The sequence below is a fragment of the Streptomyces sp. NPDC107765 genome, assembly GCF_055657085.1.
This window is the reverse complement of sequence record NZ_JBVKBL010000008.1, coordinates 246,879-265,045: the sequence shown is the minus strand read 5'-3', so window position 1 is coordinate 265,045 and position 18,167 is coordinate 246,879. Positions and strand designations below refer to the sequence as shown.

At 72.7% G+C, this 18,167-nt stretch carries 18 protein-coding genes and 2 pseudogenes; 13 read left to right on the top strand and 7 right to left on the bottom strand.

Going from position 1 to position 18,167, the window contains the following annotated elements:
- Positions 1 to 7 precede the first annotated feature (7 nt).
- Genes ACZ7MX_RS21520 through ACZ7MX_RS21505 form a run of 4 tightly spaced genes read right to left on the bottom strand, consistent with a single transcriptional unit; the run spans position 8 to position 2,627 of the window.
- Positions 8 to 349, bottom strand: a complete 342-nt coding sequence (locus ACZ7MX_RS21520) for a hypothetical protein (RefSeq protein WP_472134334.1) — start codon at positions 347 to 349, stop codon at positions 8 to 10.
- A 25-nt stretch (positions 350 to 374) separates the two neighbouring features.
- Positions 375 to 1,565, bottom strand: coding sequence for a M20 metallopeptidase family protein (locus tag ACZ7MX_RS21515; RefSeq protein ID WP_472134333.1), 1,191 nt, complete (start codon positions 1,563 to 1,565; stop codon positions 375 to 377).
- A gap of 13 nt (positions 1,566 to 1,578) precedes the next feature.
- Positions 1,579 to 1,800: a DUF397 domain-containing protein gene (locus ACZ7MX_RS21510; RefSeq protein WP_472134331.1), complete on the bottom strand. Its 222-nt coding sequence runs from the start codon at positions 1,798 to 1,800 to the stop codon at positions 1,579 to 1,581.
- Positions 1,797 to 2,627 (bottom strand): helix-turn-helix domain-containing protein, encoded by an 831-nt coding sequence (locus ACZ7MX_RS21505; RefSeq protein WP_472134329.1) that lies wholly within the window; start codon positions 2,625 to 2,627, stop codon positions 1,797 to 1,799. The genes ACZ7MX_RS21510 and ACZ7MX_RS21505 overlap by 4 nt, the downstream gene beginning before the upstream one ends.
- A 162-nt stretch (positions 2,628 to 2,789) precedes the next feature.
- On the opposite strand from ACZ7MX_RS21505, the gene ACZ7MX_RS21500 reads away from it, so the two are divergent.
- The 4 genes from ACZ7MX_RS21500 (at position 2,790) to ACZ7MX_RS21485 (ending at position 5,089) form a co-directional block, all read left to right on the top strand.
- On the top strand, positions 2,790 to 3,131 hold the full coding sequence (locus tag ACZ7MX_RS21500; RefSeq protein ID WP_472134327.1) for a hypothetical protein: 342 nt from the start codon (positions 2,790 to 2,792) through the stop codon (positions 3,129 to 3,131).
- A gap of 64 nt (positions 3,132 to 3,195) precedes the next feature.
- A complete protein-coding gene (locus ACZ7MX_RS21495; RefSeq protein ID WP_472134325.1) occupies positions 3,196 to 3,489 on the top strand; it encodes a YciI family protein in 294 nt (97 codons plus the stop codon).
- 96 nt (positions 3,490 to 3,585) lie between these two features.
- The gene (locus ACZ7MX_RS21490; RefSeq protein ID WP_472134323.1) at positions 3,586 to 4,095 is read left to right on the top strand and encodes a hypothetical protein; all 510 of its coding nucleotides are present in this window, start codon (positions 3,586 to 3,588) and stop codon (positions 4,093 to 4,095) included.
- A gap of 205 nt (positions 4,096 to 4,300) precedes the next feature.
- Positions 4,301 to 5,089: a sulfite exporter TauE/SafE family protein gene (locus ACZ7MX_RS21485; protein WP_472134321.1), complete on the top strand. Its 789-nt coding sequence runs from the start codon at positions 4,301 to 4,303 to the stop codon at positions 5,087 to 5,089.
- A gap of 85 nt (positions 5,090 to 5,174) precedes the next feature.
- Here ACZ7MX_RS21485 and ACZ7MX_RS21480 read toward each other — a convergent pair whose 3' ends face one another.
- Both ACZ7MX_RS21480 and ACZ7MX_RS21475 read right to left on the bottom strand, forming a co-directional pair.
- Entirely contained in the window at positions 5,175 to 6,044 is an 870-nt protein-coding gene (locus tag ACZ7MX_RS21480) for a class I SAM-dependent methyltransferase (protein WP_472134319.1), read from the bottom strand.
- A 71-nt stretch (positions 6,045 to 6,115) separates the two neighbouring features.
- Complete coding sequence (locus tag ACZ7MX_RS21475; RefSeq protein WP_472134317.1) at positions 6,116 to 6,481, bottom strand: cupin domain-containing protein; 366 nt, start codon at positions 6,479 to 6,481, stop codon at positions 6,116 to 6,118.
- 369 nt (positions 6,482 to 6,850) lie between these two features.
- On the opposite strand from ACZ7MX_RS21475, the gene cutA reads away from it, so the two are divergent.
- Both cutA and ACZ7MX_RS21465 read left to right on the top strand, forming a co-directional pair.
- The gene (gene cutA, locus ACZ7MX_RS21470; protein ID WP_472134315.1) at positions 6,851 to 7,147 is read left to right on the top strand and encodes a divalent-cation tolerance protein CutA; all 297 of its coding nucleotides are present in this window, start codon (positions 6,851 to 6,853) and stop codon (positions 7,145 to 7,147) included.
- A 1-nt stretch (position 7,148) separates the two neighbouring features.
- Positions 7,149 to 8,168, top strand: a complete 1,020-nt coding sequence (locus ACZ7MX_RS21465; RefSeq protein WP_472134313.1) for a trypsin-like serine peptidase — start codon at positions 7,149 to 7,151, stop codon at positions 8,166 to 8,168.
- 215 nt (positions 8,169 to 8,383) lie between these two features.
- Here the strand turns inward: ACZ7MX_RS21465 and ACZ7MX_RS21460 are convergent, their stop codons facing one another.
- The gene (locus tag ACZ7MX_RS21460) at positions 8,384 to 9,091 is read right to left on the bottom strand and encodes a SanA/YdcF family protein (protein WP_472134311.1); all 708 of its coding nucleotides are present in this window, start codon (positions 9,089 to 9,091) and stop codon (positions 8,384 to 8,386) included.
- Positions 9,092 to 9,314: 223 nt separating this feature from the next.
- Between ACZ7MX_RS21460 and ACZ7MX_RS21455 the strand changes: the two are divergent.
- The 7 genes and pseudogenes from ACZ7MX_RS21455 to dnaG form a co-directional block, all read left to right on the top strand.
- Positions 9,315 to 9,749, top strand: a pseudogene (locus ACZ7MX_RS21455) (gamma-glutamylcyclotransferase family protein); the annotation flags it as partial.
- A gap of 125 nt (positions 9,750 to 9,874) precedes the next feature.
- A pseudogene (locus ACZ7MX_RS21450) lies at positions 9,875 to 10,900 on the top strand (adenosine deaminase); the annotation flags it as partial.
- 193 nt (positions 10,901 to 11,093) lie between these two features.
- Positions 11,094 to 11,975, top strand: a complete 882-nt coding sequence (locus ACZ7MX_RS21445) for a sirohydrochlorin chelatase (protein WP_472134310.1) — start codon at positions 11,094 to 11,096, stop codon at positions 11,973 to 11,975.
- The gene (locus tag ACZ7MX_RS21440) at positions 11,972 to 13,285 is read left to right on the top strand and encodes a deoxyguanosinetriphosphate triphosphohydrolase (RefSeq protein ID WP_472134308.1); all 1,314 of its coding nucleotides are present in this window, start codon (positions 11,972 to 11,974) and stop codon (positions 13,283 to 13,285) included. Before ACZ7MX_RS21445 ends, ACZ7MX_RS21440 begins: the two co-directional genes overlap by 4 nt.
- Positions 13,286 to 13,571: 286 nt before the next feature.
- Complete coding sequence (locus tag ACZ7MX_RS21435; RefSeq protein WP_472134307.1) at positions 13,572 to 14,837, top strand: NAD(P)/FAD-dependent oxidoreductase; 1,266 nt, start codon at positions 13,572 to 13,574, stop codon at positions 14,835 to 14,837.
- 9 nt (positions 14,838 to 14,846) lie between these two features.
- Positions 14,847 to 15,881, top strand: a complete 1,035-nt coding sequence (locus ACZ7MX_RS21430; protein ID WP_472134305.1) for a pyridoxal-phosphate dependent enzyme — start codon at positions 14,847 to 14,849, stop codon at positions 15,879 to 15,881.
- A gap of 136 nt (positions 15,882 to 16,017) precedes the next feature.
- Positions 16,018 to 17,940 (top strand): DNA primase, encoded by a 1,923-nt coding sequence (gene dnaG, locus ACZ7MX_RS21425; protein ID WP_472134303.1) that lies wholly within the window; start codon positions 16,018 to 16,020, stop codon positions 17,938 to 17,940.
- Positions 17,941 to 18,167: the final 227 nt, after the last annotated feature.

Genomic DNA, 18,167 nt, shown 5'->3' with positions numbered 1-18,167 from the left:
GAGCCTTCTAAGAAGCCTTCCGAGAACCGCTCACCGAGCCTTGCTCGTCGTCCTGCTCCGGCTCGCCCGCAGCGCCTTCCGCTGCCCTCGAAGCCCGTTCCCGCATCCACCCGAGCAGGGCCGTGCCCCCGACGACCATCCCGATGGCGATGATCCGGCCCGCGCGGTAGTAGCCCATCGCCTGCCCCTGCGCATCCTCGGGCAGCCGCAGGAACGACCACACGGCCCACCCCACCCCACCCACGATCAACACCACGGCCCCGACCGGCCCCAGCCCCGCCCACCAGGGGCTGGAGTCGTAGACCTGGTCTTCGGGGCGGTGCGGGGTGTCGCGTGGGGTGGGGGTCATGCCGGAGCTCTCCGTACGGGTTTCGTCAGGCCGGGGCCAGTCGCCGGGCCGCCAGTTCAGCGTAGACGGCGGCGCCGTCCGCCAGTACGGCGTCGTCGAACTCGGCGAGCGGGGAGTGGTTGTTGGGGCTGCGTTCCGGGTCGGCGCCGCGAGGTGGGGCGCCGAGGAAGAGCATGGCGCCGGGCACCTCGGCGAGCACGCGGGAGAAGTCCTCCGAGCCCTGGAGCGGCTGCGCCTGCGGCACGTAGTGCTCCTCGCCCAGTGCCTCGCGGATCGCGCCCGCCGCGAAGTCCGCCTCCGCGTGGTCGTTGACGGTGACCGGGTACATCTCCACGAACTCCGCGTCCACGGCCACCCCGTAGGCCGCCGCGATGCCCCGGCACACCTCCACCGTGCCGTCCTTGACGCGGGCCTGCGCCGCGTCCGAGAAGCTGCGGACCGTCGCCTCGAAGACGGCGGTGTCCGGAATGACGTTCTGCTTCGTACCGGCGTGGAAGGTGCCCACCGTCAGAATCACCGGGTCGAAGACGTCGAAGGTGCGGGTGATCCACGCCTGCAGCGCGGTCACCATCGCGCAGCCCGCCTGCACCGGGTCCTTGGCGCGGTGCGGCATCGACCCGTGCCCGCCCTCCCCGCGCACCGTCACCCGCAACGTGTTGGACGCGGCCATCGCCGTCCCGCCGCGGGTCCGGAACACGCCGCTGGGCAGCCCCGCGGAGAGCACATGGATCGCGTACGCCGCCGCCGGCCGCTGCCCGGACGCGTCCAGCAGCCCCTCGGCGAGCATGTGCCGCGCCCCGTCGTAGCCCTCCTCGCCCGGCTGGAACATGAAGAGCACGTCCCCCGCGAGCCGGTCACGGTGCGCGCTGAGCAGCCGCGCGGCGCCGGTGAGCATGGTGGTGTGCAAGTCGTGACCGCAGGCGTGCATCCGCCCGTTGTCGGCGGCGAAGTCCAACCCGGTCCGCTCGGCGACCGGCAGCGCGTCCATGTCGCCGCGCAACAGCACGGTGGGCCCCGGGCGTCCCCCACGCAACACCGCCGTCACCGAACTGAGCCCGTCGCCGGTACTGACCTCCAACGGCAGCCCGTCGAGCGCCGCCAGCACGGTCTCCTGCGTGCGGGGGAGTTCGAGCCCGGTCTCCGGGATGCGGTGCAGCGTACGGCGGAGCTGGATGAGGTCGTCGGACAGCGCCCGGGCGTCGTCACGGAGGTTCACGGGCTCGTTCCCTTCAGGCGCCGAACGTGCCTTGTTTGACGGCGGAGATGAACGCGGTCCAGTTGGTGGCGGGGAAGAGGAGGGCGGGGCCGTCGGGGTTCTTGCTGTCGCGGACGGGGACGAGTCCGTGGGGGTGGGTGAGGGTGCGGCTGAATTCGAGGCACTGACCGCCGTCGCCGTCGCTGTAGGACGACTTGGTCCAATCGGCGTCCGTCAGATCAAAGTCAGTGCTCATGGTTCGTACTCCTTCAGCAGGGACTTTACGAGGGCCAACGACCCTTCGGGGGACAGCGCGTGGGCCCGCAGGCGATCGTAGCTGTCGAGGTGCAACCCGATGGTCTCGGCGGAGTCATACACCTTTCCTCCCTGCGGTCCATCCGTGTAAAGCACAGTGGGGGAGCTGGCAAACGTCAGGAGCGTGAAGGGCCTTGTATGCGCCCCTGGGGCGCCTGCTGAGAACGGCAGTACTTGAAGCACGATGTGAGGTGAGCCAGCTGCCGTGAGTAGGTACTCAAGCTGCCCAGTCATCACCTCGATGCCACCTACGACTGTCCGCAGGCACGCCTCGTGCAGGATGACCCAAAGAAGCGGCGGATTGTCCAGATCGAAGAGCTCGCGGCGCCGTAGACGTGCGGCGACCCGGCCTTCGATGAGGTCCGCATCCTCGCGCGGGTGGGACGCTCTGAAAACTGCCCGCGCGTACGCCTCGGTCTGGAGGATCCCCATCACGAGGTTCGCGGAGTAGTCCAGTATCCGCGACGCCTTCCGCTCCAGGTTGAGGTACGGAACGAACCACGACGGGTGGTCGCCCTCGTCGATCCTCCGCAGCAGGCCGGTGAATAACTCGCCCGTCCCGAACGCGGTGTCGCAGCCCTTGGCGAACTTCTCGCTCGGCCGGGGCAGCAGGGTGCCGGATTCGACCTTGCTGACGTAGCCCTCGGAGTAGCCGGTGGTCTTGCCTAGGTGCTTCTGCGTGAGCTTGCGGGCCAGGCGAACCTGTCGGACGTCGCGGCCGAACCGCTGGAGTGGATTCAAGTGCTCGGGTGGAGTTGTTTCGTCCAACGCAGTGGCCTCTCGTCATGTGGGCATACGGCGATGTCATGGCAGATCGTGACCTTGAACGCTGCCCGTTCAACCGCCTCGATTCTATTGCCCGTCGCGTTGTCAGCGTGACCGAATGACTACATCCGGTTACGCGACAAGGGAGCCCCAGGAGGCCGACGCATGACGGACGAAACCCCCACTCACACCCCCACCCCCCGACTCCTCCCCTGGACGAGCCCAGACGGGAAGCCCTGCCTACTCCTCGGGGACGGCGACGGCTTCGTCTCGCGGCTCGCCGACGACATCGAGGCCGAGCAGCTCTGCTACAGCACCGAACTGCGCAAAGAGGCGCGGCGGATGCTCGACGGGCGGAGCTGGACGACCGGGGAGCTCCAGTTGCTGACCGTGGAGCTCGCCGAGGCGCTCGACGCGGTGCAGCGGATCGCGGAGAGCCGGGGTGAGCGGCTGGCTCTTAACCAGCGGTCAGGCCACAGCCTCCCGGCCCCGCAGGCCGCGCCCTGAAGGTGAGGCCACTGATCGTGGAATGCAGTCGCAGGCGTACTGGGGACTCGGTTACGGTCCCGCCATGTTCGTTGTCACAGTGACCTATACGGCGCCCCTGGCGGAAGTGGACCCGTGGAGACCGGCCCACGGCGACTGGCTGAAGGACCTCATTTCGCGGCGGCTGCTGCTGGCAGTCGGGCGCCAAGTCCCTTTGGTGGGTGGCATCTACCTGACCGCCAAGATGCCCGTCGAGGACCTCGACCAGATCCTCGCGACCGATCCCTACGTGCTCAACGGCGTTGCCTCGCACAGCGTCGTCGAGTTCGAACCCTTGCTGGTCGCGCCCGGTTTGGAGGACCTCAAGCGCCATGGGTGAGTGCGCCCTCGGCAGCAGTGGCGCGAGCACCGCCCCCACGCACACGCAGACACACCGATTCACACCGAGACACACCGAGGCACTTCGGGGGACGCCGTGTACAGCTTCTACGTGTTCGAGGGCTCGCTCTGGCAGGGCGGCGGTGGTTGGGAGCACCTTGAGGTGTGCAGCGACCTCGAAGAGTTCGACGCCTCGGTCGCGTACTACGTGCGCACGGGTTCGTGGGCGGCCGGCGATGCGTTCGTTATCAGGGTGTACCAGCGCGGGGAGCTGCTGGCGGAAAGGGAGCTGGGCCCGTTCGTGACGGTGAAGGTCCCCGGGCTGACGGCGATGCGGTCCGGGGCGGACATGCGGACCAGCGGCGGTGTACCGGAGCCCGGTGGGCGGTACGACGGCATGGAGGAGTACGCGATCTGGGAGGACCTGCCCCAGGACATGTACGAGATCGCGACGGAGTCTCCCGAGCGCATCCAGGTGAGCGTCGACCGGGACGGCCTTGCTCTGCCGGCGCTGGTCCCGCCCGTACTGCCGCCGGGGGTCGGTGTCGTGATCGACGGGCGCGAGTTGCCCTACGGCCGCACCTCGACCCTGGACGGCTGCCTCTGATCCGGCGGACGTACGCCCCTCCCGCGGACGCACGTCCCTCCCGCGGACGTACGTCCCTCCCGCGGACGCACGTCCCTCCCGCGGACGTACGTCCCTCCCGCGGACGTACGTCCCTTCCGCAGACGCATGCCCCCGTCCCGGCGGCGTTCGTCACAGCGGCCGTAATTCCGGGCCCGGCCCGCAAGCCGCTTCTTAAGATCAACCGGTGCCCGCTGACATATCGCTCTTCGCCCTGACCCTGCTCTGCCTGGCCGCGCTCGCGGCGGGCTGGATCGACGCCGTGGTGGGCGGGGGCGGACTGTTGCTGCTCCCGGCCCTGCTGGTCGGCCTTCCGCACACGCCCGCCGCGTACGTCCTCGGCACCAACAAGTCCACCGCCATCGTGGGCACGACGGCCGCCGCGGTCACCTACGTGCGCAAGGCGCCGATCGATCTGCGGACCGCGCTGCGGATCGGGCTGGCGGCGGTGGCCGGCTCGCTGGGCGGGGCGTTCTTCGCGGCCGGGATCAACAGCGAGGTGCTGCGCCCGCTGATCATGGCGGTCCTGCTGGGCGTGCTCGCTTTTGTCCTCTTCCGCCCGGCCTTCGGGACCGCACCGGCGCCGTCCGGACCGGTCTCCCGGCGGCGGGTGCTCGCCGCGGTCCTCGTCGCCGGTCTGGGCATCGGCTTCTACGACGGCCTGATCGGGCCGGGGACCGGCGCGTTCCTGGTCATCGCGCTCGCCGCGGTGCTGCACATGGACCTGGTGACCTCGTCGGCCACGGCCAAGGTCGTGAACGTCTGCACCAACGTCGGCGCGCTGACCATGTTCGCCGTCCAGGGCACCGTGCTGTGGCAACTCGGCGCGCTGCTGGCGCTGTTCAACCTCGTGGGCGGCCTGGTGGGTGCCCGGATGACGCTCAAGCGCGGGGCCGGGTTCGTCCGCGGGGTGCTGGTGGTCGTGGTCGTCGCCCTGCTGTGCAAGCTGGCGTACGACCAGTGGATCGCGGTCTGAGCGACGCGATGCGAGCGGCGACGGGGGCCCGGAAACGACAGTGGCGGACGGGGGCCCCGGAGCCGGCCGTGGCGCGACAGCGGGCTCAGAACCGGCAGTGGTACAGCCGCCAGGTGTTCCGTACCGCCGGCACCTTGGCCGCGGCCCTGGCGGCCAGCCGGGAGGCGGGCGGCAGTTGCTCGATCCCCGGGAGGTCCAGTGCGCTGACGTCCTCGACGATCCGCAGGCGCGGGCTCAGCGCGGCGATCCCCGCGCGGTCGGTGCCCCAGCGCACCCGGGCCCCGGTCTTCCTGAGCACGCGGCTGAACCGCTGGGTACGGATGGCGAGGCCGCTGAAGGCGTCGAAGGCCGCGGCGCCGTGCGGCGCGTGGACGATCAGCCGCCGCAGCAGCGCGGTGGCGTCCGCCTCGGTGAGGTACATCAGCAGCCCCTCGGCGACGATCATCAGCGGCCGGTCCGCGGGCACCTGGGCGATCCACGCCGGGTCGGTCACGGACGACGGGACGGCCGTGTAGTCGGCCGCCGGCTCCGGGTACAGCTGGCGGCGCAGGTCGATGACCTCGGGGTGGTCGACGTCGAACCAGCGCACTCCGGGGCCCGGGTCCAGCCGGTGGACGCGGGTGTCGAGGCCGCAGCCCAGATGCACCACCACCGCGTCGTCGTGCCGGTCCAGGAACTCCGCCGTCCAGCGGTCCAACTGGCGTGCGCGCAGGGCCACGGTGACGGCGTCGCCGGGGCTCAGCCGCATCGCGCGGAAGTCGTAGTCGATCCGGCGGACGGTGTCCAGGGCCATGGTGTCGCCGAGGATCGGGTCGGGGGAGAGGCAGTCGACGGCGCGGGCGTAGAGCGTGGGGAGCAGGGTCTCCTTCTCGCCGGTCAGCCGCACCTTGATGCCCGGCCCGCCGCGGGCGGGGTCCTCTCCGGCGGGGCCGTCACCGGGCCTGGAACTCGTCATGCTCCTCAAGCTACATAAGATTCAGAAGTACGTGAAGGTCGTGGACGTGTGGCGGGCACCTGTCGCGGGCCCTACCCCCGCGCCGCCCCCGCCGTCTCCGCACCGCGGACGTCCTCGCCCTTGAACTCCGTGACGGACGTCAGCAGCACTGCCGAGTCCTCGACGGCCTCCACGCCGTGCCGCTCCTGGAGCACGGCGATCTGACCCGCTTTCAGCTCGGTGCCGTTGCCCGGCCCGGTCAGCCGGACCCGTCCCTTGAGGACCTGAAGGCTCGCCGCCGGTGGCGCCTGGTGCTCGTCCAGCGAAGCCCCGGCGATCAGCGCGATCACGGTCTGCCGCAGCGGACCGTCGTGGAGGAAGAGATGGGCGCTGCGTCCGTGCGCGGAGGCCCTGGCGTCGTCGAGCTGCTGGCGGGTGAGTGCGTCGAGGTCGTCCATGGTGCTGGCCTTTCGATGCGTGCCGGCGGCTGGCTCCCTTCCATCGTTGCCGCTGTACCAGCGGATGCAACCGGGGAATTCGGCCCCGTGCGTCCGGGTGCGTGCCCCTGCGGGGGGCGGCCCGTCAGCTGAGGGATGATCATCCCGGTCCGTACGATGCGGGGAGCGTCCGTTTGTCCCCCCACCGGGTGCCCACCACGTGCCCCCGCCATGTCCCCCACCATGAAGGATGCCACCGTGGCCGATCCCACCGACCCGACCTCCCGACCTGGAGACCCCACCTCCCGGCCTGGTGACCCCACCTCCCGGCCTGGTGACCCGGCCTCTCGCCGGGGTGAACCGCCCGTATCCACCGAGTTCCTGACCGTCATGACCACCACGGACAGCGAGGAGGCGGCCGAGCGCCTGGCCCGCGGTGCGATCGAGGGCCGGCTCGCCGCCTGTGCCCAGGTCGGCGCCCCGGTGACCTCGGTCTACCGCTGGAAGGACGCGGTGGAGACCGCGCGGGAATGGCAGGTCTTGTTCAAGACGTCGCAGGTGCGCTACCCGGAGCTGGAGCGGTACCTCCTCCAGGCGCACGACTACGACACCCCCGAGATCATCGCCACCCCGATCACCCACGGCGGGGCCGGCTATCTGTCCTGGGTCGCAGAGGAGACGAGCTGACGTGGCGCGACACGCGAGGCGGCGGACCCCGGGCCCGCTGCGCACCCCCCTGCTGACCCGCGGCGGCAAGGCCGTGACGACGGCCCTCGGCATGGCGTTCTGCCTGGCCGCGGCACCGGCCGTGCACGCGGCAGAGAGCACCCGGGGCAGTGCCGCCGCCGGTGACCTGCCGACCCGGGCCCCCGACGCGCCCTGGACCAGCCGGGACGCCGCCGCCTACTGGACGCCCGAGCGGATGGCCGCCGCCGCACCGGCCGCGCACGCCACCCCGGTCGCGACCAAGTCCGCCTCGGCCGCCCAACCATCCGCTGCCGCCGCCCGACTCCCCGCCACCGCCCGGCACTTCGACGGCGTCCCGACCGTCGGTGTGCTGTTCTCGGTGGACGGTGACGCCCGGGCCCACCACTGCACCGCCAGCGTCGTGCACAGCCCGCACCGCAACCTGATCCTCACCGCGGGGCACTGCAACCCGGGCGACCGTGCCGCATTCGTCCCGCAATATCGTTCCGGCGCGCAGACCCAGCCGCACGGGGTGTGGGCGATCGACGAGTCCTTCGCCTACCCGGACCGCGGTACGACCGGCGACGGGGCCGACCTCGACTTCGCCTTCGCCACCGTCGAGCCCGACGCGGACGGCCGCGCCCTGGAGGACGTCACCGGCGGCAACGTCCTCGCGCCGACGCCCGGTTACACCAACGACGTCACCGTCATCGGCTACCCCAATGTCCGCAACGACCCGGAGGACCGGGCGGTGCGCTGCGCCACCCGGACCTCCCGGCTCACCGGCACCGACCAACTCCGCATGGAATGCGGGGGCTTCTACGGCGGCACCTCGGGCAGCCCCTGGCTCGCCGGCTTCGACGAGCGGACCGGGACCGGCCGGATCATCGGGCTGATCGGCGGTCTCAATGGCGGCGGCCCCAAGGGCCCGAACAGCGACCGGGTCTCCTACAGCCCCTACTTCGGGGCGAAGATCCTCAGCCTGTACGCCCGCGCGGCCAAGGCCGGAGACCGGGACTGAGACCGGACTGAGACCGCGCCTGAGACCCGGATTGAGACCGGCACCGGGACTGAGACCGGGACCGGGACTGAGACCGCGCCTGAGACCGGCACCGGGACTGAGACCGGGACCGGGACTGAGACCGCGCCTGAGACCGGGACCGGGAGTGAGACCAGACCGGGACAGGGGTCAGAGGCGGAGGCGCGCGCCGGCCGTGGCGTAGCGCCTCCGCGGCCTCAGCGCAGCGCCTCCGTCACGCCCTTCTCGCGCGGGCCGAGGAACTGCGGATCGGGCCGCAGCAGCGCGTCCGCCGCCGCCTTCCCGGCCGCGAAGATCTCCCGCACACCGCCGTACGCCCAGGTCACATCGCGCTTGGCGGCGACCCCGACCCCGTAGGAGTCGATCCCGGCCGCCGTGCAGAGCGCGAGCGCGCGCCGGATGTGGAAGCCCTGGCTGACCAGCACCGCCCGGTCCACGCCGAAGATCCGGCGGGCCCGGCTGCAGGAGTCCCAGGTGTCGAAGCCCGCGTAATCGCTGACGATCTTCCGGGCCGGGACGCCGTGGTGCAGCAGATAGCCGCGCATGGCGTCCGGTTCGTCGTAGTCGTGGCGGCTGTTGTCGCCGGTGACCAGGAGGGCCCGGACGGTGCCCCGCCGGTAGAGCGCGGCGGCCGCGTCCAGCCGGTGGGCGAGGTACGGGGACGGTTTGCCGTCCCACAGGCCCGCGCCGAAGACGATGGCGACCGGTGCGGCGGGGGCGTCGGCGACGGTCCGCACCCGGGGGCCCGCGGTGGCGTTCAGCCAGGTCGCCGGGGCCAGCGCGAGCACCGTTGCGGCCACCAGGGCCTGATAGGTGCGGCGTTGCCCGCGCCGGGTCCGCGGCAGCCGCAGCCGGGACACCCCGCCCCGTATGCGCCGCACCAGCCCTGCCACCGGCTCTCGCATGCCGCCCCCGTCCCCGTTCCCCTCCGCAAGTGATCGCTTCTGCTCACGACCGATTGCGTGCGATCGCGTCTGATCGCGATCGTGTCTGCAGGCACCGACGCCCACCGGCCGATGATGGTTGCAGGGCCACCTGGCATCGTGGCCGACGACGCACCGCCCGCAGCCGCAGGCCCGACGCCGAACGGCCCCAGCGAGGACCCCACCACCGGGAGGACCGCGCCCCATGACCACCGAGCCCGAGCCCGAGCGCCTGCCCTTCTTCGTCTACGGAACGCTGCTCCCCGGCCAGGCCAACCACGCCTGGGCGCTCCGCGGCCGGACCGCCCACGAGGAACCGGCCCGGATCGCCGGCGCGCTGCTCTACGACGGCCCCGGCTACCCGTACGCGATACCCGGGCCGCCGGAAGCGGTGGTGCACGGCGCGCTCGTCCACCCCCGGGCCGCCGATTACGACGCGGTGCGGACGGTGCTGGACCGCCTGGAGGACTACGCGCCCGGCGACCCGCGGAACCTCTACGAGCGGGTGGTCACCGACGCGGTCCGCCCGGACGGCCGGACCGTGCGGGCCTGGGTCTATCTGGCCGCCGAGCCGCTCGCCGCCCGCCTGCGCGCGACCGGCACCCCCATCGAAGGCGGCGACTGGCTGGCCGCCCCCGCCGAGCGCGTCCCCCGCCCGGTCGGTTCCGGGGCTCCCCACCACCCGGTGGCCCCCGGCACTCCGGCGACTAACCTGGAAGATCCCTCCTGTAGTACCGAGGGCCCTTCACCTACCGCAGAACAGGTCTGACCAGCGTGGCTTCCTCCCCGAACCCCTCCACCGACCGGCCGGCCGCCGGGCCGCTGCCCAAGGCGGAACTGCACCTGCACATCGAGGGCACGCTGGAGCCCGGACTGGCCTTCGCGCTCGCCCGGCGCAACGGCGTGCGGCTGCCCTACGCCACCGAGGACGAGCTGCGCCGCGCCTACTCCTTCGAGGACCTGCAGTCCTTCCTGGACCTGTACTACGCGCTGATGGCCGTGCTGCGCACCCAGGACGACTTCGCCGACCTCGCGCACGCCTATCTGGCCCGCGCCAAGGAGCAGGGCGTACGGCACGCCGAGATCTTCTTCGATCCGCAGGCGCACACCGCGCGCGGCGTCGCGATCGGCACGGTGATCGACGGTCTGGCCCGGGCGCTGGACGCCGCCGAGGAGACGTACGGCATCAGCACCCGGCTGATCATGTGCTTCCTCCGCGACGAGAGCGCCGAGTCGGCCCTGGCCACCTTCGAGGCGGCCCGGCCGCACCTGCACCGGCTCACCGCCGTCGGGCTGGACTCGGCCGAGGTCGGGCATCCGCCGGTGAAGTTCCGGGAGGTCTTCGCGCTGGCCAAGGAGGCCGGGCTCAAGTGCGTGGCGCACGCGGGCGAGGAGGGCCCGCCGGCGTACGTCTGGGAGGCCCTGGACGTCCTCGGTGTGGACCGGATCGACCACGGGGTGCGCTCCATGGAGGACGAGCGGCTGGTCGCGCGCCTGGTGGCGGACCAGGTGCCGCTCACGGTCTGCCCGCTGTCCAACCTCCGCCTGCGGGTGGTCGACGACCTCGCGGACCACCCGCTGCCCGCGATGCTGGACGCCGGACTGCTGGTGACCGTCAACTCCGATGACCCGGCGTACTTCGGCGGCTACGCGGACGACAACTTCACCGCCGTACGCGACGCCCTCGGCCTCGACGAGGCGACGCTGCGCACCCTCGCCCGCAACTCCTTCCGCGCGTCCTTCCTGGACGGGCCGACGCGTGAGCGCTACCTGAAGGAGATCGACGCCCACGAGGCCGCCGCCCGGCAGGGCCACGCGGCGAGCGGCGGGCACGGCGCGGAGGACGGCGCGCACGGGGCGTAACGCCGATGCCCGCGGGCGTGACGCCGTCGCACACGGCAGGTAGCGCCGGCGGCAGGCACCCGGAACACGGAGTTCCCCGCGAAGAAACGGCAGCGCAACGCCCGGCTGCCAGGCTCGGATCATGACGGTGCCGATACCGCAGCCCTCCGCCTCCGCCTCCTCCGCGCCGATCGGCGCGGGGGAGCTCGCCGCCGAGATCACCGCCCAGCTCAGCAGAGGGCTCCGCACGGTCCGGCTGCACGGCTTCCGCCCCCCGGGCCCGGCCGCCCCCACCCTCGTCGCCGTCGCGCACGGCAGCCGGGACCCGCGCGCCCTGCCGGCCGTCCGTGCGCTCCTCGACCGCGTCCGCGCGCTCCGCCCCGGCCTCCCCGTACGGCTCGGGCACATCGAGCTCAACCACCCGCTGCTCGCCGACACCCTCGCGGACCTCCGTGGCGACGCCGTCCTCGTCCCGCTGCTTTTCGGCCACGGCTATCACGTCACCCACGACCTGCCCGCCGCACTCGCGGCCGCACCCCATCTGACCGGCCGGATCGCCGCACCGCTCGGCCCGCACCCGCTCCTCGCCGAGGCGCTGCACGGCCGGCTGCTGGAGGCCGGCGCCGCCGCCGGGCTCGGGAGCACCGCCGTGGTCCTGGCCGCCGCGGGCTCCCGGGCCGCCCGCTCCGCCCGGGACACCGAGCACACCGCCCGCCTCCTCTCCGCCCGCCTCGACGGCCTCCCGGTCGTCCCCGCCTACGCGTCCGCCGCCGCCCCGACCGTCGCCGAAGCCGTCCGGACGCTGACCGCCGCCGGCCACGAGCGGATCGCGCTGGCCGGCTGCTTCACCGCCCCCGGCCGCTTCGCCACCCAGTGCGCGGCCGCCGCCCCCGGCGTCGCCGCCGCGCCCCTGGGGGACCACCCCGCGCTGGCCCGCCTCGTACTGCACCGCTACGACCAGGCGCTCCTGACCCGCACCGGATCCGGTCCCGAAAGCATCAGGGCGGCTACCGTCGCTGTATGACGGGCACACGACCGACCATCACCGGCTACACCGCGGCCGATACCGAACGCTGGGTCCCCGAGCCCGACAAACGCCCGGGCCGCACCGCCTTCCAGCGCGACCGCGCCCGGGTGCTGCACTCCGCGGCGCTGCGCAGACTGGCCGGCAAGACCCAGGTCGTCACCCCCGGCACGCTCACCCACGCCTGGGACGCCAGCCCGCGCACCCGGCTGACCCACTCCCTGGAGTGCGCCCAGGTCGGCCGGGAACTGGGCGCCGCCCTCGGCTGCGACCCCGATCTGGTCGAGACCGCCTGTCTGGCGCACGACCTCGGCCACCCGCCCTTCGGGCACAACGGGGAACAGGCCCTCAACGAAGTCGCCGCCCCTTGCGGCGGCTTCGAGGGCAACGCCCAGTCGCTGCGGCTGCTGGCCCGTCTGGAGCCCAAGCGGTTCGTGCCCGCACCGGACGGCACGGCGGTCAGCGTCGGCCTCAACCTCACCCGCGCCGCCCTCGACGCCGCCACCAAGTACCCCTGGCCGCGCGGCGCGCACCCCACCGACCCGGACTCCCCGAAGTTCGGGGTCTACGAGGACGACCGGCCGGTCTTCGCCTGGTTCCGGCAGGACGCGCCCGACGCGGCACGCAGCTTCGAGGCGCAGGTCATGGACTGGTCCGACGACGTGGCGTATTCGGTGCACGACGTCGAGGACGGGCTGCACGCCGGCCACCTCGACCCCAACCTCCTGCTCGCCGACGCCGAGCGCGCCGAGATCTTCGCGGTCGCCGCCGAGCGCTACGCCCCGGGCGCCGGCCCCGAGGAACTGGCCGCGGCCCTGGACCGCCTGCTGGAGCAGGAGTGGTGGCCGCACGGCTACGACGGCAGCGCGCTCGCCCAGGCCCGCCTCAAGGACGCCACCAGCCAGCTGATCGGCCGCTTCTGCCTCGCCGCGGAGGGCGCGACGCGGGCCCGGTGGGGGAGCGGTCGGCTGACCCGGTACACCGCGGAGCTGGTGGTTCCGGCCGAAACGCGGCTGGAATGCGCCGTTTTGAAAGCGGTCGCCGACCGGTACGTGATGCAGCGCCCGGACCAGGAGGCCCTCCGCGCCGACCAGCGCATCGTCATCGCCGAACTGGCCGAGGCCCTGCTCGCCCGGGCCCCCGACGGCCTTGACCCACAGTTCCGTTCGCTGTTCGAGACGGCCCCCGACGACACCGCACGGATGCGGGCCGTCATCGACCAGATCGCGGCCTTGACGGACACGACGGCCCGCTCCCTGCACGCCCGTCTCACCCGACGGCCCGGTAACGCGCCGGGCAACCCAGGGTGACCCTAGGGGGGATGCCCCTCTTCCCCCCTCACGCTCCGTGCGGGACGCTCGAACCCGACCGTTATCGAACGGCGACCAGAGAGAACCCCGCCAACACCGCACACATCTACGAGGGAAAGCACCACCGCCCACACCTACGGGGACAGCACACCGGGACAGCGCATCGGGACAGCACACCCGGTCAGCACACGGGGGAAGGCACACCGGAAAAACCACACCGGGGGCACATCGGGGGCGTTTACGGACGCGGACGCGGACGTACGGCACCGCAACGAGGAGGAAGCAAGTGGTCGACGCACACCAGACGTTCGTCATCGTCGGGGGTGGCCTGGCCGGGGCGAAGGCCGCGGAAACGCTCCGTTCCGAGGGCTTCACCGGCCGGGTGATCCTCATCTGTGACGAGCGCGACCACCCGTACGAGCGCCCGCCGCTCTCCAAGGGCTACCTGCTCGGCAAGGAGGAGCGCGACAGCGTCTTCATCCACGAACCCGCCTGGTACGCCCAGGCCCACATCGAGCTCCACCTGGGCCAGCCCGCCGTCCACCTGGACCCGGCCGGCCGGACCGTCCGCCTCGGGGACGGCACCCTCATCGCCTACGACAAGCTGCTGCTCGCCACCGGCGCCGAACCGCGCCGCCTGGACATCCCCGGCACCGGGCTGGCCGGCGTGCACCACCTGCGCCGCCTCGCCCACGCCGAACGGCTCCGCGGCGTGCTGGCCTCCCTCGGCCGCGACAACGGCCGGCTGGTCATCGCGGGCGCCGGCTGGATCGGCCTGGAGGTCGCCGCCGCGGCCCGCTCCTACGGCGCCGAGGTCACCGTCGTCGAACCCGCCCCCACCGCCCTGCACGGCATCCTCGGCCCCGAACTCGGCGCCCTCTTCACCGACCTGCACCGCGAACACGGCGTCCGCTTCCACTTCGGCGCCCGCCTCACCGAAATCGTCGGCCAGGACGGCATGGTCGTCGCGGTCCGCACCGACGACGGCGAGGAACACCCCGCCCACGACGTGCTCGCCGCGATCGGCGCCGCCCCGCGCACCGCCCTCGCCGAACAGGCCGGCCTCGACCTCGCCGACCCCCACACCGGCGGCGGCATCGCCGTCGACGCGGCGCTGCGCACCTCCGACCCGTACGTCCACGCCGCCGGTGACGTCGCCGCCGCCGACCACCCCCTGCTCGACACCCGCATCCGGATCGAGCACTGGGCCAATGCCCTCAACGGCGGCCCGGCCGCCGCCCGCGCCATGCTCGGCCAGGACATCAGCTACGACCGCGTCCCATACTTCTTCTCCGACCAGTACGACGTCGGAATGGAGTACTCCGGCTACGCCCCGCCCGGCTCGTACGCCGAGGTCGTCTGCCGCGGCGACGTCGCCAAGCGGGAGTTCGTCGCCTTCTGGCTCGCCACCGACGGCCGACTGCTGGCCGGCATGAACGTCAACGTCTGGGACGTCGCCGACACGATCCAGCAACTCATCCGCAGCGGTGCCCCGTTGGAGCCCGCCGCGCTGGCCGATCCGGATGTTCCGCTCGCCTCGCTGCTCCCGTAGCGTGCGCATATGACGCAGAGCCCCACCGGCCCCAGCGGCCACCCCCGCCCCGTCGATCCCGCCGGCCCCGGCGCCCCGGACACCGTCACCCTCGACGACGTCCGGGACGCCGCCCGGCGGCTGGCGGGCGTGGCCCACCGCACGCCCGTCCTGCGCTCCCGCACCCTCGACGCGCTGGCCGGCACCGAGGCCCACCTCAAGTGCGAGAACTTCCAGCGCATCGGCGCCTTCAAGTTCCGCGGCGCCTACCACGCCCTCTCCCGGCTCGCCCCCGACCAGCTCGCCCGGGGAGTGGTCGCGTACTCCTCCGGCAACCACGCCCAGGCCGTCGCCCTCGCCGCCCGCGAACTCGGCAGCCACGCCGTCATCGTGATGCCCGAGGACTCCCCGCGCTCCAAGACGGACGCCACCGCCGGCTACGGCGCCGAGATCGTCCGCTACGACCGCTACACCGGCGACCGGGCCGCCCTCGCCCGGCAGCTCGCCGAGGACCGCGGGCTGGCCCTGATCCCGCCGTACGATCACCCGCACATCATCGCCGGCCAGGGCACCGCCGCCCTGGAACTGCTGGAGGAGACCGGCCCGCTCGACGCGCTCCTGGTGCCCGTCGGAGGCGGCGGCTTGATGGCCGGCTCGGCCACCGCCGCCACCGCCCTCGCCCCCGGCATCCGCATGATCGGCGTGGAGCCGGAGGCCGGCGACGACACCCGCCGCTCCCTGGCCGCCGGCCACCCCGTCACCATCCCCGTCCCGCGCACCATCGCCGACGGCCAGGCCGTCGACACCCCCGGCGCCCTGACCTTCGCGATCAACCAGCGCCTCCTCGACTCGGTGGTCCTGGTGACCGACGACGAGATCCGCGCCGCCATGACGTTCGCCTTCGAACGACTCAAGATCGTCACCGAGCCCAGCGGCGCCAGTGCCCTGGCTGCCCTCCTCAGCGGCAAGGCCGGACCGCTCCCGCCCCGCACCGGCGTGATCATCTCCGGCGGCAACATCGGCCTGGACCGGTTCCTGGCGGTGATGGCGGGCGCGGGCGGGTGACGGCCCGACCGCGGTGCGCAAGGAATCCGGCCCCCGCCGCGGTGACCTGGCCCGATGTCCGCCGCCCCGCGCCCGGCCGGCCGGTCCCGACGCTCGGGCGGCCGGGACTGTCCGACCCCGGCCGTAGAATTCACGCGTGGCAGGCAGGATCAACGATGACGATGTGAAGGCGGTACGGGACGCGGTCCCGATCGACGCCGTCGTGTCCGAGTACCTCCAGCTCCGCAACGCCGGCGGTGGCAACCTCAAGGGCCTCTGCCCCTTCCACGACGAGAAGTCCCCGTCCTTCCACGTCAGCCCCGCCAAGGGCCTCTACCACTGCTTCGGCTGCCAGGAGGGCGGCGACACCGTCGACTTCATCATGAAGATCGACCACCTCTCCTTCGCCGAGACCATCGAGCGCCTCGCCTCCCAGGCCGGCATCACCCTGCGCTACGAAGAGGGCGGCTACACCCCCGGCCGCCAGCAGGGCGAGCGCACCCGCCTGGTGGAGGCCCACAAGGCCGCCGCCCAGTTCTACGCCGAACAGCTCGACAGCCCCGAAGCCGAGATCGGCCGCCGCTTCCTCGCCGAGCGCGGCTTCGACCAGGCCGCCGCCCAGCACTTCGGCGTCGGCTACAGCCCGGCCGGCTGGGACCACCTCACCCGCTTCCTGCGCGGCCGCGGCTTCAGCGACAAGGAGCTGATCGTCTCCGGCCTCTCCCAGGACAGCCGCAGCGGAAAGCCCATCGACCGCTTCCGCGGCCGCCTGATGTGGCCGATCCGCGACATCGCCGGTGAGGTCGTCGGCTTCGGCGCCCGCAAGCTCCGCGACGACGACAACGGCCCCAAGTACCTCAACACCCCCGAGACCCCCCTCTACCGCAAGTCCCAGGTCCTCTACGGCATCGACCTCGCCAAGAAGGAGATCGCCAAGGGCAATCGCGCCGTGGTCGTCGAGGGCTACACCGACGTCATGGCCTGCCACCTGGCCGGCGTCACCACCGCCATCGCCACCTGCGGCACGTCCTTCGGCGAGGGCCACATCAAGATCCTCCGCCGGCTGCTGATGGACAACTCCGGCTCCGAGGTCGTCTTCACCTTCGACGGCGACGCCGCGGGCCAGAAGGCCGCCCTGCGCGCCTTCGAGGACGACCAGAAGTTCGCCGCGCAAACCTCCATCGCCATCACCCCCGGCGGCATGGACCCCTGCGACCTGCGCCTCCACAAGGGCGATGACGCCGTCGCCGACCTCGTCGAGTCCCGCACCCCGCTCTTCGAGTTCGCCCTGCGGCACGTCGTCTCCCGGCACAACCTCGACACCGCCGTCGGCCGGGCCGCCGCGCTCGACGAGGCCGCGCCCATCGTGGCGAACATCAAGAACAGCTCCATCCAGCACGAATCCGCCGTCCAGCTCGCCGGCATGCTCGGCATCCTGGACACCCAGTTCGTGGTCAAGCGGGTCGCCCAGCTCGCCCGCTGGGCCCGCGAACGCGGCCGCGACGGCACCGGCCCCGACCAGGGCCGCCGCCCCCGCCCCGGCGCGGCCCCGGCCGCCGCCGAGGCGCCCCACCCGGCCGTTCCGCGCGGTCCCGCCCTCAACCTCCGCAGCCCCGCCCACCGCGTCGAACGCGAACTCCTCAAGCTCGCCCTGCAGCGCCCCGACCTGGTCTCCCCGGCCTTCGACGCCTACGGAGCCGACGAGTTCACCGCGCCGCCCTACGCCGTGGTCCGCCAGTGCATCGAGGAGGCCGGCGGCGCCACGGCCGGCGCCGCCGACAACGGCTACATCGCCCGGGTACGCGAGGCCGCCCCCGACGACACCGTCCGCGCCATGATCACCGAACTCGCCGTCGAGCCCCTGCACACCCGCCGCGACCCCGACGAGGCCTACGCCGGCGTCCAGTTGGTCACGGTCCGCCTCGCCGCGGTCAACCAGCGCGTCACCGAAATCCGCGGCACCCTCCAGCGCCTCGGCCCCCGCGCCGACCCCGAGCACCTGGCCGCCGTCCAGAACGAACTCTGGGTCCTCCAGCAATACGGCCAATCCCTCCGCGAACGCGGCTACGCGGCGCTGTAGGACGCGACTACACCGGGAAACCCCTCTGGGACGCCGGAGCCGGAGCCGGAATACCCCACCACCCCGCCATGTTGTGGCCCCGCAGGGGGCCCTCGCGACCCCTAGGGGATGCGTTCGAACGCCCCCTAGGGTCCGGCAGACCCCATCGCGCATTCCCAACGGCCCCCGCCGCCGCATCCCCCACCGCGTCCCCACACGCCCCCGCCACCCCGCCCCCGGCTCCTCCT

Coding starts and splice junctions, on each gene's coding strand:
- ACZ7MX_RS21510 (WP_472134331.1), bottom strand. CDS start 1,800: ATGAGCACTGACTTTGATCTGACGGACGCCGATTGGACCAAGTCGTCC.
- ACZ7MX_RS21520 (WP_472134334.1), bottom strand. CDS start 349: ATGACCCCCACCCCACGCGACACCCCGCACCGCCCCGAAGACCAGGTC.
- ACZ7MX_RS21460 (WP_472134311.1), bottom strand. CDS start 9,091: ATGCGAGAGCCGGTGGCAGGGCTGGTGCGGCGCATACGGGGCGGGGTG.
- ACZ7MX_RS21500 (WP_472134327.1), top strand. CDS start 2,790: ATGACGGACGAAACCCCCACTCACACCCCCACCCCCCGACTCCTCCCC.
- ACZ7MX_RS21475 (WP_472134317.1), bottom strand. CDS start 6,481: ATGGACGACCTCGACGCACTCACCCGCCAGCAGCTCGACGACGCCAGG.
- ACZ7MX_RS21480 (WP_472134319.1), bottom strand. CDS start 6,044: ATGACGAGTTCCAGGCCCGGTGACGGCCCCGCCGGAGAGGACCCCGCC.
- ACZ7MX_RS21495 (WP_472134325.1), top strand. CDS start 3,196: ATGTTCGTTGTCACAGTGACCTATACGGCGCCCCTGGCGGAAGTGGAC.
- ACZ7MX_RS21430 (WP_472134305.1), top strand. CDS start 14,847: ATGACGCAGAGCCCCACCGGCCCCAGCGGCCACCCCCGCCCCGTCGAT.
- ACZ7MX_RS21445 (WP_472134310.1), top strand. CDS start 11,094: ATGACGGTGCCGATACCGCAGCCCTCCGCCTCCGCCTCCTCCGCGCCG.
- cutA (WP_472134315.1), top strand. CDS start 6,851: ATGACCACCACGGACAGCGAGGAGGCGGCCGAGCGCCTGGCCCGCGGT.
- ACZ7MX_RS21440 (WP_472134308.1), top strand. CDS start 11,972: ATGACGGGCACACGACCGACCATCACCGGCTACACCGCGGCCGATACC.